This is a genomic window from Streptomyces sp. NBC_01257 (assembly GCF_035917255.1).
Lineage (GTDB): Bacteria > Actinomycetota > Actinomycetes > Streptomycetales > Streptomycetaceae > Streptomyces.
The window spans coordinates 8,418,671-8,433,609 of the sequence record NZ_CP108472.1; the positions used below are offsets into that span (position 1 = coordinate 8,418,671).

At 69.0% G+C, this 14,939-nt stretch carries 11 protein-coding genes; 7 read left to right on the top strand and 4 right to left on the bottom strand.

All coding sequences use genetic code 11. The features are described 5' to 3' along the window. Positions 1–21 precede the first annotated feature (21 nt). A complete protein-coding gene (locus tag OG408_RS36685) occupies positions 22–2,469 on the top strand; it encodes a DUF5703 domain-containing protein (protein ID WP_326673806.1) in 2,448 nt (815 codons plus the stop codon). A gap of 107 nt (positions 2,470–2,576) precedes the next feature. Then, positions 2,577–2,807: a hypothetical protein gene (locus OG408_RS36690; RefSeq protein WP_285566570.1), complete on the top strand. Its 231-nt coding sequence runs from the start codon at positions 2,577–2,579 to the stop codon at positions 2,805–2,807. 248 nt (positions 2,808–3,055) lie between these two features. On the opposite strand, the gene OG408_RS36695 is transcribed toward OG408_RS36690, so the two are convergent. Both OG408_RS36695 and OG408_RS36700 read right to left on the bottom strand, forming a co-directional pair. Beyond that, on the bottom strand, positions 3,056–3,916 hold the full coding sequence (locus OG408_RS36695; RefSeq protein WP_285566568.1) for a TRADD-N-associated membrane domain-containing protein: 861 nt from the start codon (positions 3,914–3,916) through the stop codon (positions 3,056–3,058). A gap of 699 nt (positions 3,917–4,615) precedes the next feature. Then, entirely contained in the window at positions 4,616–5,293 is a 678-nt protein-coding gene (locus tag OG408_RS36700) for a MarR family winged helix-turn-helix transcriptional regulator (RefSeq protein ID WP_326673807.1), read from the bottom strand. Here OG408_RS36700 and OG408_RS36705 point away from each other — a divergent pair. From OG408_RS36705 to OG408_RS36725, 5 genes are all read left to right on the top strand, one after another. Further along, positions 5,201–6,391 (top strand): PP2C family protein-serine/threonine phosphatase, encoded by a 1,191-nt coding sequence (locus tag OG408_RS36705; protein WP_285566565.1) that lies wholly within the window; start codon positions 5,201–5,203, stop codon positions 6,389–6,391. The two genes, OG408_RS36700 and OG408_RS36705, sit on opposite strands and share 93 nt — an antisense overlap. Before the next feature lie 199 nt (positions 6,392–6,590). Continuing rightward, positions 6,591–8,273, top strand: coding sequence for a SpoIIE family protein phosphatase (locus tag OG408_RS36710; protein ID WP_442806098.1), 1,683 nt, complete (start codon positions 6,591–6,593; stop codon positions 8,271–8,273). Then, on the top strand, positions 8,270–9,373 hold the full coding sequence (locus OG408_RS36715) for a cobalamin B12-binding domain-containing protein (protein ID WP_326673809.1): 1,104 nt from the start codon (positions 8,270–8,272) through the stop codon (positions 9,371–9,373). The genes OG408_RS36710 and OG408_RS36715 overlap by 4 nt, the downstream gene beginning before the upstream one ends. Next, positions 9,370–9,738: an STAS domain-containing protein gene (locus OG408_RS36720; RefSeq protein ID WP_285566559.1), complete on the top strand. Its 369-nt coding sequence runs from the start codon at positions 9,370–9,372 to the stop codon at positions 9,736–9,738. The genes OG408_RS36715 and OG408_RS36720 overlap by 4 nt, the downstream gene beginning before the upstream one ends. Positions 9,739–9,938: 200 nt before the next feature. Beyond that, entirely contained in the window at positions 9,939–12,059 is a 2,121-nt protein-coding gene (locus OG408_RS36725) for a phosphocholine-specific phospholipase C (RefSeq protein WP_326673810.1), read from the top strand. Positions 12,060–12,251: 192 nt separating this feature from the next. Here OG408_RS36725 and OG408_RS36730 read toward each other — a convergent pair whose 3' ends face one another. After that, on the bottom strand, positions 12,252–13,466 hold the full coding sequence (locus OG408_RS36730; protein ID WP_326673811.1) for an amidohydrolase: 1,215 nt from the start codon (positions 13,464–13,466) through the stop codon (positions 12,252–12,254). 20 nt (positions 13,467–13,486) lie between these two features. Next, positions 13,487–14,929, bottom strand: coding sequence for an MFS transporter (locus tag OG408_RS36735; protein ID WP_326673812.1), 1,443 nt, complete (start codon positions 14,927–14,929; stop codon positions 13,487–13,489). Positions 14,930–14,939: the final 10 nt, after the last annotated feature.

The following is a 14,939-nucleotide window of genomic DNA, read 5'->3' on the forward strand; positions in this document are numbered from 1 at the left end:
GAGAGAACAAGGGAGAACGTCATGGAATCCCCGAAGCGCACACCCCCCTCTCAGCACCTCCCGCGAAGAGCGGTACTCGGCCGGACAGCCGGTGTACTGGCTGCCGCGATGCTGCCTGCCGGCGCCCTTTCCGCGCTCGGCGCACAGCCGGCCGCGGGCGCCACCGGCGCATCCTCGCCGGAGGCGCCGTTCGCCACCGCCGTCGTCAGTCAGTCGCTCCCCGCCCACAACGAGATCTGGACGTCGAAGAGCGCCGACATCACGGGCTCGATGCCCATCGGGAACGGAGTACAGGCCGCCAACGTCTGGGTCGAGGGCAATCAGCTGCGGCTGCTGCTCACCGCGGGCGATGCCTGGGAGGAGAACGTCCGGCTGGCCAAGATCGGACGGCTCGACCTCACCTTCTCTCCCAACCCGTTCGAGTCCGGCGGCTTCCGCCAGGAGCTCAGGCTCCACGAGGGCGAGATCGTGATCACGGCGGGCAGCGCACCGGTGATCACCACACGGATCTGGGCCGGTGCGAACGAGCAGACGATCCACGTCGAGACCGACGCACCGGACGCGTTCACGGTGGACGTGTTGTTCACCAACCTCCGGCCGCAGAACAACCCGTCCCCGGCGACCAGCTCCTTCACCTTCATGGACCTCGTCAACACCGAGGACGGCTACGTGGGCATCCAGCCGAAGATCTGGGCCGACGGAGTCCAGAACGTGCCCGGGACCGTCACCTGGGCACACCACAACGGGGCGTCGGCGTACGACAAGATCATGCGCCTCCAGAAGCTCGACCCGGGCGTCCACGACGACCCGCTCACCGGCCGCACGTTCGGCGGGCAGGTCCGCGGTTCCGGCTTCGCCGCCGTCTCCCCGGCCAGACTGCTCTCCGCGAATGCCACGTCGCACAGGCTCGACATCACCTTGCACTCCAGCATCGACGCGTCCACGGGGTGGCGGAAGACGTGGGGGAAGCAGATCGGCGACCTGGCCGACGCCAGCGCACGCACGCCCGTCGAACAGCTCCGCGCCGACCACCGCACCTGGTGGGACCAGTACTGGAATCGCTCCTACATCTTCGCCACCGGCGACGCGGACGCCGCCAAGGTCACCAAGGGCTGGTTGCACACGCGGTACGTCCAGGCCGTCGCGGGCCGGACTCCGGCGATGCCGATCCGGTTCAACGGCTCGCTCTTCACTCCGGGCCGCCCGGACGACCCCGACTTCCGCATGTGGAACAGCTACCACGGGTTCAACCAGCGGTTCTCCTACTGGAACATGCTCGGGTCCGGTGACTTCGACCTGATGCAGCCGTACTTCGACCAGTACGCCGACTCGCTGCCGCTGGCCAAGGCCAGGGTCCAGGCGTTCTGGGGTCGACCCACCGTCGCGGAACCCTCCACCGTCGAGCTGCCCGCCACACAGGGGGCGATGTGGCCCGAGGTGATGGGCCTGTGGGGCCAGGCCGTCGGGGGCGAGTACGGCTGGAACCGCACCGGCCATGCCGACAGCTGGTTCTCCGGCAGCTGGACACGCTGGCTCTACGCGGGCAACGTCGAAATCGTCACGATGATGCTCGACTACTTCTCGCACACCCGCGACACGGCATTCGCCCGCGACAAGCTGCTGCCCATCGCCCGGGAGGTCGTGAAGTTCTACGACACCCACTGGCACCACAAGGACGGCAAGATCGAGATGTACCCGATGTACTCGGGTGAGGGCGACCGGAACCTGCACAACCCCGCCGCCGACACCGCGGGTCTGCACCGGATTCTCGGCGAGCTGCAGACCTTGCCGGCCTCGCTCACCACGTCCGCCGACCGGTCCTACTGGGCCGAGGTGGAGGGCCGCCTCCCCGACCTGGCGGTGGGCGCGAACGCCCAGGACAACGACACCGCGTGGGGGCCGGGGGACCGGCTCAAGACCGCCCACGACGTGTTCCTCGGCACCGACACGAACAACCAGAACCTCTACCCGGTCTTCCCCATGCGGCTGTTCGGCGCCGGCCTGCCCCACCTCGACCTGGCCGTCGCCTCCTACCAGGGGCGGCGCGGGAAGTACCCCGCCAACGGCACCCAGGACTGGCGGCACGACGCCATCCACGCCGCGTATCTCGGGCTGACGGCGGAGGCGAAGTTCCAGACCGTCGGCGCGTTCCGTACCGGGACCTGGCGCTACTCCGGATTCGGCCCCGGATCGTCCGACGGCGAACCCGGCCAGGAAGCCCACGCCATCGCCAAGACGGCCCTCCAGGCCATGCTGTTGCACCCGGGCGCCGGCGACGACGCGATCCTCTACAACGCCTGGCCCAGCGAGTGGGACGTGCAGTTCAAGCTCCACACCACCGGCGGGCGCACGGTGCAGGGCCGGCTGCTCAACGGAGAGTCCGAACACACCGTGACGCCCGAGGGCGCGGGCAATGTGATCGTCGACGGGAGGGACTCCGGCGCCGGCGCAAGCACCGGCGCCCGCTAAGGAAGCGAGCATCGCGCCTGATGGACTGTCGACACTCCGATCGGATCGGACCGTAGGTCCGCAACAGCCTCCGGGCGGAGCCGTGGACACCGAGGGAGCACGCCGGCGTGACCGAAGCGGATATCAGCGATTCGGCAAAACGACGAGGTCGCGGCTGCGGCCGCGACCTCGCTTCCGGAAAGGTGCCGGTGCTGCGGGGCTCGCCGAGCGGCACCCCGCCGGCCTGCGCGCAGGCGCTGGCCATGTACTTCCTGTTCCTGAAATTGTGGCACAAGGTCGAGATCCGTCGGATGACCGTAGAGGCACCTGGCGGAGTTCGCCGGCTTCCCTGTGCTTGAGGGGTTCCAGGGTGACGGCCCGGTCGGTTCGCCGGTACCAGCCGCGGATCCTGCCGGGCGGTTCAGGTTCTGTGCGTGCCGGCTCCGGCCGTGGTGGCTGCGGCGGGCGTGGTGGGGTCTGTCGGATGCGTAACCGCCGGTGAGTCGCCGTCATCGCCTCGCCTCTGCCGGCACGGATCCGGAAGACGTGGGGGTGGTCGAGACCGTTCCTGGGGTACGAAAGTGGCCCCGGCTGGGCCGTATTTCGCCTACGGCTGGCTTGTCTGGTCAGCTTGTGGCTTGCGTTGTCGGGTGACCTTGGGGCGCGATTTCGGTGCCGTGGCCCGCGAAACGCTGAGTTGATGCATCTCCTTGCCCGTCTCCAGGACGTCCACGACGATCCGGGCGGTGAGTTCTTGCTTCAGAGGGTCGTCGAGTCGCTCGGCAATACGTTCGGCAGTGAGGAAGTACCCGTTCAGCACTGGCTGGTTGAAGTACTGGTTCAGCTGTTGAAGAGACCTGTCGTAGACGGCTAGGAAGGTCTTGCTGAGGTAGCCGATGAAGACGGTTGAGAGTGCGGCGAGCGAACCGATGAAGACGCGTTCACCGAGGGCGTTGTACTGCATCGATGCCACGAAGGCGCCGACAAGGACAGCCAGCCCGACGCCCATCGCGATGAGGCTGCTGACGAAGGATTTGTTCGCTTGCCTGGTGGCGATCCCGTGGTACTTCTCCAGCAGGACACGGTTGAAGTTCACCAGGCTTGCCAGCTCCATGCGCTCGCGAAGGTTGTCGGCCGCGTTGTCAAGCCTCGCCTGTTCGTCGCGTCGCGCAGCGGCCTTGCGTCGCTCACGGAGAATGATCGCAATGACTGCTGCGAAGACGACGACAGTAACCGTTCCTGCAAGGGTTACCAGGAGCCATCCTGGAATGGGATCCGCTTCGGACTTGCCTGGGTCGTCGGCCAGCAGGACGGCGCCGGCTCCAGCGGCCACTGCCAATCCGGCAGCCCCAAGAACCGGTGATTCCTGCCGGATCACTGCCAGCGTGATTTGAAGGGCAGCCCCGAGCACAGTTACGCGAGGCTGGGTGGCGTTCCCCTCTGTATCCGCTTCGTGTTGATCATTCACTGAATCCCCCACTGTCATACTGCGAGGCGTCAGAGTAGCGAAGATTTCCTGCCCTGCAGCGTGCTGCGCGAGTCGCAGGGGCAGTGGCGCAGAGCGTTGGCGCACCGTTCGCCCGATGATCGCTTCCTCTGTCGGACAACTTGCTCTTCGTAGCATTTGCTGGGAAGAGCCTGCCCAGGACCACGAGCTCTAGGGACATGTGCTGATCACAGCCACCCGCTGATCGCCCTAAGGGGACAGTGGCCTCATAGAGGACCGCGAGCTTGTCATCGGGTGGCCGCGACCCGGTGCCTCTTGAGCTGGTTGGTCGCCGCACTCGGCCGCGTGGCGCTCGCGGTAGTCGGCCGGGTCGAAGTGCACTGGCCGGCCGTCGCGGGAGCCGAGCTTCTGACGGTTGCGTGCGCGGCCGCCCTTGTCGGGGATGGTGCAGGGGATGGATTCCGCGGCGGCGCAGGATGCCCGACAACGGGGCCTGCCGACCCGCCGTCAGGGACGGCACGTCCTGCAGACGCAGCTGCTGTACCTTCCCGCCTTTGAGGCCGTGGTTTCCGTCAGCGGTCGGACGCCGGTCGTTCGCCGGATGCGGTGACAGACCGTGGTGGACGGCCGGACCGCGCCGCCCCCTGCGTACACGCGGCTCATCAAGGCTGCGGAGCGGCGCGTCCGCTGGTGGCTGAGGTGACGGGTGGCGCGTGTGGCTCAGGCCGATGCTCGGTGGCCGATGTCCTGTCCGGATGTGCTGACCGCGTCGCACAGGGCGATGAGTCCGGTGGCGAGGGCGTTCTGGGCCTCGGGAGTCATGCGGCTCATGGCCTGGTGGAGGACTTCCTCGCGGCGGTTCCTGATGGCGTGCAGGTGCGCGATGCCGACGTCGGTGAGTTCCAGTTGCATCTCACGGCGGTCCTCGGGGCGCGGGGTTCGGCGCACGAAGCCGGCAGCTTGGAGACGGTCGCAGAGGCGAGTGATCGAAGGAGCGGCGGCGGAGAGACGGCGGCCCAGCGTGCTCAGGTTGACGCCGGGCTCCCGCTCGATGATGTACATCACACGAGTCTGGGCGGGGGAGAGCGGCGCGGTGCTGAGCGTGTCGCGGCGATGCTCCCAGGCGATTTCGAGCAGTTCGAGCACCTGGCCGATTTCGGGCACGGCAGGGGAAGTGTGCTGGTGGAGGGAGGTGAGGGCCTCGCGCATGTGACACTCCCGTTTGGACCTTGGTGCCCGTTCCGGCCGGTCGATGTTGGCAGTCGCTTTGATGAAGATATGCGAAAGAAAGTAGGTCCGGTACCGGTGGACAGACCCAGTGCGGTCGAGCGCTCTCTGCGCGAGGCCGCGCCCCACGAGATTTTTGACGTCGTCCGTTCCCTGATCGAGCGCCGGCATGGTGCCCGGTCGGTGGACCTGCTGTTGGTCGACTACGCGATGACGCGGCTGCAGCCCGTCGGGGTCCTGCCGCACACCCGGCCTCCGGTGCCGGTGCACGACAGCGCTCCGGGTCGTGCGTTCGGCGCCCAGGAACCTCACTGTGTGCACGACCACCAGGCGTCCACGGTGACCGTGTACCTGCCGGTCAGCGTCCGAGGTGACCGCCTGGGCGTCCTGAGCGTCACAGTGCGGGCGGCCGAGGACGGCGAGCTGTCTGCGGCCGTACTGCAGGACCTGCAGGAGTGCGCCGACGCTCTGGCGCACGAGGTGGTCGTCGCCGAACGCGACACCGACGTCTTCCTGCAGGCGCGGCGCGCGGAACGGCTGACCCTGGCCGCCGAGATGCAGTGGCAGTTGTTGCCGGGGCGTTCCTGTGCCCGGCCGGAGTACAGCCTGGGTGCCCAGTTGGAGCCCGCCTATGCCATCTTCGGTGACAGCTTCGACTGGTCCGCCTCTGCCGATGACCTGTACGTGACCGTCAGCAACGGCATGGGCGAGGGGATCGACGCCGCGCTGCTGACGAACCTCGCCATCAACGCGCTGCGCAATGCCCGCCGCGCCGGCCTGAGTCTGAGCGACCAGGCGTATCTGGCCGATCAGGCGGTGTACGGGCAGCACAGGGGAAGCCAGTACCTGTCGACTCTGCTGTTCCGCTTCCACCTCCCGACCGGGGACGTGGAGATCATCGACGCCGGTTCACCACGGGTGTGGCGGGTGCGCAGGGGAGTGGTCGAACCGATCGAGCTGGAGGCGCAGATGCCCTTGGGCATGTTCGAGGACACCGCGTACGTTCCGCAGCAGTTCCGGGTCGAGCCCGGAGACCGGCTGCTCTTCATCAGTGACGGCGTCTACGACGCCCTGTCGCCGGGCGGAGAGAAGTACAGCCTCCGCGCACTGGCCGCGTCGATCAACAACACCCGTCTGCTGCCCGCCCCGCAGGTGCCCAGAGTGATGCTCCAGGAGCTGCTGGGGCACCGCGGTTCCGGCCCGGCGGCGGACGACTCCCTGGTGATGTGCCTGGACTGGCACGGCCGTTCCGCGAGCCATGGCCGCTGACGCTCCAGGTGCTCGAAATGTGGTCCTTACGTGAAGACCTTGCGGCCTTCGTCGTGAAATGCCCGCTCAGCACACGTCTGCAGCAAGCGGCGCGCGGGGGTGGGTTGCTATCGCGGACGCCCACACGCAATGCTTGCCGCACGTTAACTATTCTCTGTCAGCGGGAAGGTGGTGCGGTTCGCCCCGGGCGGGCCTCTTCATGGCTACTACCGAGGGAGTCTCCGTTACGCGAACCGAGCAGCGTTCCGCGCCCGACCTATGGGCCCTGGCCCCCTACCCCATGATCATGGCTGACGAGAGGGGCACCGTCCTGGAGGCGAACCCCGCCGCCGCACTTCTTCTGGAGGGTGCGGTGCCTGGGGCGAGCATGCGGGACACGGTCCCCGACTGGCTGGCACAGGCCCACCTGGAAACGGTCGTGCAGGGCCGGTCGCCCGCCCGGAGGCATCAGAAGGCCGGTGGGCTGCCTTCGGTATCGGGGCGGATCTCGTCGCAGAGTTTCGAGGCGCATCCGACCTGGAGCCAGAGCGGGGACGTGGTGTGGTGGCTGGTCGACGACACCGACCGGCGACTTGCCGAAGAGGCACTCGTCACCGAGCGCGAACGCACGACTTTCCTCGCGGAGGCGTCCAATGTCCTGCTCTCCTCCTTGAACACCGAGAAGTGCATGGCGGCCACCGCGGAGCTGGCCGCTCAGCATCTCGCAGATGTCGCGGTCGTCGTCACCCCGCCGTCCGGCAGCCGAATGCTCCTCGCCCGCGCCATCGCGGGACAAGCCGCCACCCGGGCCGCGGTGAGCGCTACCCCCTCGCAACTGCCCGGTCTCAGCGAGGCACTGCAGGGATTCCCGCCCGTGCCCTCCCGCTGGATCGACCCTGCGACCCTGCCCGACTGGATCGTCCCGCAGGACTTCAGGGGGTCCATCGGGTCCGTCGTCGTGACCCCTCTCCCCGGCCATGGTGTGCCCGCCGGAGCCCTGATCCTGCTGCGCAGTTCGGACCGTGCGCAGTTCAGTGAGAACGAGGAGATCTTCGCCCGGCTGTTCGCCGCACGATCCGGGGCCGCCCTGTCCGCGGCCCGTCTCTACGGCGAGCAGAGCGCCATAACCCAGACCCTGATGCGAGATCTGCTGCCTCCCCGGCTGGAGCGGCTCAACGGGGTGGAGATCGCCGGAGGCTACCGGCCCGCCGAGGCCGGCGAACGTATCGGCGGCGACTTCTACGACGTGCACCCCGGCAGCACCGCGGCGGAGTCCGCACTGGTGGTCCTCGGCGATGTCTGCGGGAAGGGCCTGGAGGCGGCAGTCCTGACCGGCAAGATCCGCAACACCCTGCAAGCCCTGATGCCGATGGCCGACGACCACGGGCGGATGCTGAACCTGCTCAACGGCGCTCTCCTGAGCTCCCACCACACCCGCTTCGCGACGCTCGTGATGGCCTCGGTGCAGCGTGCCGAGCACCAGGTGCGGCTCCGTCTCACCTCCGCCGGTCACCCTCCGCCCCTGGTCGTCAGAGTGGACGGCAGCGTCGAAGAGATCCCCACACAGGGCACCCTGATCGGTGCACTGCCGACGATCGACATCAGCTCGGTCGAAGCCGTACTGCAGCCGGGCGAGACATGCCTGCTCTACACCGATGGCTTCACCGAGGCCCGCGGCGGACCGCTCGGCGACGAACTGTTCGGCGAGCAACGCCTGAAGCGTGCCCTGGCGGAGTGCGTCGGCATGCCCGGGGAAGCTGTCGTCGAGCACATCCAGATGCTCGCCGCGCAATGGCTCCGCAACGGCAGCCACGACGACATGGCCGTCATCGCGATCAGCGCACCTCCCACGAACCACCTGAGCGCGGTGAACGGCCACACCCGGGGCAGGTACACGGCATGAGTTCAACCCACGACGCCGGCTCCGGCAGCGAAAGCATCCAGGCAGTGCGCGGCCGGCTCTGGACAGCGGTCACCAGCCGCGACGAAATCCGCGCCGCGGACATCCTCATCGCCGCCCTGGAGAACGGCATGGGCGCCGAGACGATCCTGCTCGACCTCATCGCGCCGGTGCAGTCGAAGGTCGGGAGCGAATGGGCGGCCAACCGCCTGAGCGTTGCCCAGGAACACGCCGCCAGCGCCATCACCGAACGCGTCATCGCCGCCCTCGCCCACCATCCCTCCACCCGTACCCCACCGACGCTCGGACGGATCACCGTCGCCTGCGTGGACCAGGAATGGCACGTCCTGCCCGCCCGCCTTCTGGCGGAAGTCCTCACCCTGCGAGGCTGGCAGGTCGACTTCCTGGGCGCCCAGGTCCCCACTCCCCACCTCATCGCCCACCTGCACAACAACGGTGCCGACGCGATTGCCCTGTCCAGTTCGATCCCCACCCGGCTGCCCACCGCCCACGCCGCGATCACCGCCTGCCAGGCCATCGGAGTGCCCGTCCTCGCCGGCGGAGCGGCCTTCGGGACAGACGGCCGTCACGCCCGCCTCCTGGGCGCCAATGCCTGGGCGCCCGACGCCCGTACCGCCGCCCAGCTGCTCGCGGACGGCCTTCCCCGGCACAGTCCCGCCGCGGGGCGGCAGCAGATCGACGATCTGCCCCACCTCGCCGACCAGGAGTACACACTGGTCGCCCGCTCCCAGCCGCAGCTCGTCAAGGAAGTGCTCGCACAGCTGGAAGACCGCTTCCCGGCGATGGCCGCCTACAGCACTCAGCAGCGCGAGCGCACCGCCGAAGACATCGCGCACATCGTCGAATTCCTCGGGGTGGCTCTCTACACCGATGACGACGACCTGTTCACCGACTTCATCATCTGGACCGCCGGCATCCTCACCGCCCGCCACGTGCCAGCGGACTCCCTGCACCCTGCCCTGGACATCCTGGCGGGCCGGCTCAACGACTTTCCCCGATCCACCCGGCTGCTCAACCGGGCGCGCTTCGCCCTGGACGACGCACCCCTGGCAGCCGGCACACACCCCGGAGTCCCCGCATGATCCCCCCGCCCCATACCCCCTTCACCATCACCGTTGAAGCCGGCCCGGGCACAACGCATCTTCATCTCACCGGCGACCTCGACTACGACACCAGCGACGAACTCACCCAGCAGGCCGACCGATGCCTCAACGCCCACCCCGGCATCGAGGAACTGCGCCTCGACTGCGCAGCACTCCGGTTCTGCGACTCCATGGGCATCTCGGCCCTGCTGATGATCCACCGCAAAGCCGCCGAGCGAAGTGTGCGGCTGTACCTGGACCATCCGCCCCCGTTCCTGGAACGCATCCTGAACACCACGGGAATCCAGCGGCTCTTTTCACCCGCACCTCGCAGCAACGAGACCAGCGACGGCCCCCGGCGATAACGACGCACGGCGCAAGCCGGAAGCTCGCGTGCCGCCTCGTCGCGCCGAGCGGAGGTGAGCCGGTTCGGGGTTCGAGGTGCGGTGTTGGACTTTCCTGTGCGACCTGTTGGAGGTTCACCGCGATGCAGTACGAAATCCTTCCCCGCGCTACCCGGCGTGATTAGTTTCCCGGCTGTACGACGGAACTCGGGAGGTTCAACTTGACCACAAACATGTCACGGCGACGGCTCTTCGCGGTCGGCGGTGGTGCGCTCGGCGCTGCGGCGGTGGGGTCGCTGCTGCCGCCTTCGCTGCAGGCCGCGATAGCCGCGCAGCCGGCGCATTCGGCGGGGTCCGGAGGCCGCGACGGGCTCGGAGAGATCAAGCACGTGGTGATCCTGATGCAGGAGAACCGTTCCTTCGACCACTACTTCGGGACGCTCAGGGGCGTACGCGGCTTCGGTGACCGCAATGCCGTCGAGCTGCCCTCGGGCAAGCCGGTCTTCGAGCAGCCCGTACCGCTGGGCACCTCCGTTCTGCCGTTCCCGGTGCGTGGTGCCGCCGAGACGCAGAAGAAGGACCTCCAGTACATCGGCGCGCTCGACCACTCCTGGAGCGGCGGCGGCAAGGCGTGGGCCGGCGGGTGGATGAACGGCTGGGTGTCCGCGAAGACGGCCGCCACCATGGCGTACTACGACCGCCGTGACATCCCGCTGCACTACGAGCTGGCCGACACCTTCACGGTGTGCGACGCCTACCACTCCTCCATCCACTCCTCGACCAGTCCCAACCGCAACCACCTGTGGAGCGGGAAGACGGGCAACGAGCCGAACGGCAAGCGGGCCGTCGGCAACGACGCGTACGACGAGGGCACGCATCCCGGATACGACTGGGGCACCTATGCGGAGCGGCTGGAGAAGGCCGGGCGCAGCTGGCGTACGTACACGGAGTGGGAGAACTTCACCGACAACCAGATCGAGTTCTTCGCCACCTTCAAGGCGATCGCCCGCAAGGCGCTGGCGAGGACCGGCGGGCACACGTACATGGAGTCGTTCTACGCCGCCGTGCGGGACGCGGACGCGGCCGGGCGGGATCGGCTGTTCGACCTGTTGGAGGAGGGCGTCGCCACCCTGGACAAGGCCGAACGCTCCCTCTTCGAGCGGGCGTTGCGCCGGGTGGAGACGGGAACGCTGGCCGACGAGTTCGCCAAGGACGTGGCGGCGGGCACGCTTCCGGAGGTCTCCTATCTGGTGCCCTCCGCCATGGACTCGGAGCACCCGAGCGTCTCCTCGCCGATCCACAGCGCGACGATCGTCTACAAGGTCCTGGACGCGCTGGGCAAGCACCCCGACGTGTGGCGGCACACCGCCGTCATCATCAACTACGACGAGAACGACGGCTTCTTCGACCACGTGCCGCCGCCGGTCGCCTCGCCCGAGGTGACCGAGGAGCAGTGGGAGGGCAAGCCCACCGGTCTCGGCATGCGAGTGCCCATGCTCGTCGTGTCGCCATGGACCGTCGGTGGCTACGTCTGCTCCGAGGTCTTCGACCACACCTCCGTGATCCGCTTCCTGGAGCGCTGGACCGGAGTGCGGGAACCGAACATCGGCGGCTGGCGGCGGACCGTCACCGGCGATCTGACCTCCGCTTTCGACTTCTCGCGAGGGCGTCGCCGGCCCGAGGTGCAGCAGCCGGGGGCCATTCCGCCGTTCAGCGGCCGCTGGTCGCCCAGGCCGCCGCTCGTGCAGCACATGCCCGTGCAGGAGCCGGGTGTACGGCCGGCGCGTGCGCTGCCGTACCAGCCGGACGCGCAGGCGGAGGTGGTGGATGGCGCGGTGCGGGTGACCCTCAGCAACACCGGGCGTTCGTCGGCGCACTTCGCGCTGTATCCGTACGCGGGTGAGTTCCCGGTGCCGCAGCACCGGGACGTGAAGGGCACGACGCGGCTGACGGTGCCCGTCACGGGTGCGTCGTACCGGTTCACGGTGACGGGACCGAACGGGTTCCGCCGCGAGTTCGCCGGGTTCACGAAGGACGGTGCCCCGGCCGGGGTTGCGTCGCGGGTCGACGCCCGTGAGCTCGATCTGCATATCGCGCTGCGCAACACGGGGCGGACGACGCTCACGTTCAACGTGCGGCCGCGCGGATACGTCGAGGAGGCGGACCTGCGTGACTGGACAAGGACCGTGAAGGTCAAGCCGGGGCGCAGCCGCACCGTTGTGCATTCGGCGGCCGACGCACACGGCTGGTACGACCTGGAGGTCACTGTCGAGGGGGACGACACCTTCCGGCGCCGGCTGATGGGGCACATCGAGAACGGACGGGCGAGCGTCTCGGGCTGACCCGGATCCCGACGGTTGGTCCGGGCGGTGGGTCCGGGCGGTGGGCGCCCCTCGCCACCGGGGGCCCACCGTTCCGGCGTCGGGCCGGGTGAGTCGGTCGAGAAACGGCGTCACGGGTACTTTCGCCCCGCGAGTTCGCGCACCGGGTGTATCGATGCGGGCTGCGTCCGGTCCGCGTCCGGTCGGTCCCCGTCAGGTGGCCGCCGGGCGGCTCCTGGCCAGCAGGCGCCGGCGCTGCTGCGGGTCGGTGGCGAGCTCGACCGCGGTCCAGGCCATGGCGACGGCGCCGTCGAGGATCGCCAGGTCGGCGGCCGGGGTGGTGCCGGCCGCCGCGAACTCGACGGTGTGCTGATGCGCGCCGCCCGTGTCGTAGCCGATCATCGGATGGATGGCCGGGACGACGTGAGAGACGTTGCCCATGTCCGTGGAGCCGCCGAGGCCGGGCTCCTCGTCGAGGGTGCGGCCGAGGGCGGTGACCGCACTCGCGTAGATCTCGCTCATCGCCGGGTCCTGGCGCAGGTCCGCGAACTCGTTGCCCCGGGGTTCGATGGTCACGGACGCGCCGGTGGCGAGGGCGCCCGCCTCGAAGCAGGCGCGGACCCGGGCCTGGACCGCCCGAAGCCGTTCCAGGGTGGGGGCACGCATCTCGAAGTGGGCGGCAGCCCGGTCGGGAATGACGTTGGCCGCCGAACCGCCGTCGGTGATGATGCCGCTCACCACGGTGCTGCCGGGGAGTTGCTGGCGGAGCAGACCAATGGCCGTCTGCGCCACGGTGAGTGCGTCGAGGGCGTTGACGCCTTCCCAGGGCGCGGCGGCGGCGTGTGCTGCCCGGCCGGTGTAGACGACGTCCCAGCCGCTGATGGCGAGGGAGGATCCGCCGACGCTGTCGGAGGGGGCTGCGTGCACCATCATCGCGGCAGCCACGTCGTCGAAGACTCCGGCCTCGATGAGGAGCACCTTGCCCCCGGCGTCCTCCTCCGCGGGAGTGCCGATCAGCTTCACCGTGATGCCGAGCTCATCGGCGACGGCGCCGAGTGCGATCGCCGCGCCGAGGGCGGCCGTGCCGTTGACGTTGTGGCCGCAGGCGTGGCCGAGTCCCGGGAGCGCGTCGTACTCGGCGCAGAGCGCGATGACCAGCTCGCCGGTGCCCAGTGTCGCGGTGAAGGCGGTGGGCAGGGAGCCCGCTCGGCGCTCGACGGAGAATCCGGCGGACTCGGCGAGAGCGGCCACTGCTTCGGCCGACCGGTGCTCCTCGAAGGCCGTTTCGGGGTCGGCGTGCAAGCGGTGGCTGAGCTCCACCAGGCGCTCACGCCAGGCGTGCGCCCGGTCGCGAACGGTGGCGCGCAGGGCTGTGCGGTGCTGAGCCGTGTGGTGCCGGGCGGTGTCCTGCTGAGCGGGGGTGCTCACGGGGGCTCCTTGGGTGGAGGTCAGTACGAGGAGGTCGGCTGGGGTACGGGGGCGGGCACCTCGGTGCCCGGGAGGAGGGACTGCCTCCGCAGGAGCAGGGCGGAGATTCCGGCGAGTACGCCGCCCGCACAGCACATCCACCAGCCGGTGGTGTAGCCGCCTGTCGCCACGTGACCGGTGACGTCGGAGTGAGCTGCCAGGGCGGCACTGAGCGCGGCGGCACCGACGGCCGCGCCCAGGGACAGTACGAGTTCGTTGATACCGGCGGCGATCGCGGTGTCCTCCTGCGGAACCGCCTCGACGGACAGGGCCCGGGTCGCCGATTCGAAGACGCCCAGGCCGATGCCGTTGAAGGCGGTCAGGATCAGGAACACGGTGAGGTCGTCGTGGGCGAGCGCCAGCCCGGCGAAGCCGATGGCGGTGGCGACACCACCGGCGAGAAGCGTGGCGCGGTCCCCGATGCGGCGCAGCGCGAAGGGCGTCAGGGACGACGCGGCGATCCCCGCCGCGATGAAGGCCAGCAGAGCCCAGCCGATGGCGTCGGAATCGAGCCCGAACCCGTACCCGCCGGAAGCCGGATCCGCTGCGAGGAAGGTCGCGTTGACGACGATCGAGCCGAGTGTGGAGAAGGCGAGGAAGAAGGTCACCACGCTGAGCACCGCGATCCGCCGGTTGCGGAAGACCCGGACGTCCACCATCGGACGGTCCGTGCGGAGCTCGGCATACGGCCACAAGGCGAGGGCGGCCAGCCCGACGGCACCGCTGAGCAGGGTGGCGGCCGAGGTCCAACCCCAGGCGGAGCCCTGGGAGAGAGCGAGGACGACTCCGGCCAGGCCGACGGTGAGCAGGCCGAAGGCCGTCATGCTGAAGCGCTCGGCGGAGGGCCGGGTGTCGGCATCCGGCATCACCACGCAGGCGACGAGGCCGAGGACACCGGCGGCGACGCCCACCCACAGGCCGTGCCTGGCATCACTCGCACCGAAGACACCGGCCACGATCCCGCCGAACCCGGTCGCCAGGAGCAGCGCGCCGACGAGGATGCCGATGCCACGGCGCGAAGCCTCGTCACCGGCCCGGTTACGCAGGATTCCGATCATGAGCGGCATGAAGCCGACCACGCCGCCCTGCAGGACGGCGCCGAGGAGGAGCAACGGCAGGGTGGGCCACAGGGCCATCAGCAGTGAGCCGACGGTGACCATGCCGACGGACAGCCGCAGGATGCGCCGGTAGCCGTGGCTGTCACCGAGGCGGGAGAGCACCGGGGTGAGAACGGCCATGCTGACCGTCTGGACGACGTAGATCCAGCTGATCTGGGCGGAGGTGATGCCGCTGCGCACACCGATCCCCGGAAGCAGCGGCGAGAGGTACTGCTGAGTGAAACCGCTGGTGACCTCCACCAGCACCATGGAAACGAGCAGCGTGCGTACGGGGTCGACAAGTCGACTCGATGCGGATCCGGGCATGGCTGGGGAT

Excerpts from the sequence above, each read along its gene's own strand:
- OG408_RS36720 (WP_285566559.1), top strand. The coding sequence starts at position 9,370 with ATGATCCCCCCGCCCCATACCCCCTTCACCATCACCGTTGAAGCCGGC.
- OG408_RS36715 (WP_326673809.1), top strand. The coding sequence starts at position 8,270 with ATGAGTTCAACCCACGACGCCGGCTCCGGCAGCGAAAGCATCCAGGCA.
- OG408_RS36700 (WP_326673807.1), bottom strand. The coding sequence starts at position 5,293 with ATGCCGGCGCTCGATCAGGGAACGGACGACGTCAAAAATCTCGTGGGG.
- OG408_RS36710 (WP_442806098.1), top strand. The coding sequence starts at position 6,591 with ATGGCTACTACCGAGGGAGTCTCCGTTACGCGAACCGAGCAGCGTTCC.
- OG408_RS36735 (WP_326673812.1), bottom strand. The coding sequence starts at position 14,929 with ATGCCCGGATCCGCATCGAGTCGACTTGTCGACCCCGTACGCACGCTG.
- OG408_RS36685 (WP_326673806.1), top strand. The coding sequence starts at position 22 with ATGGAATCCCCGAAGCGCACACCCCCCTCTCAGCACCTCCCGCGAAGA.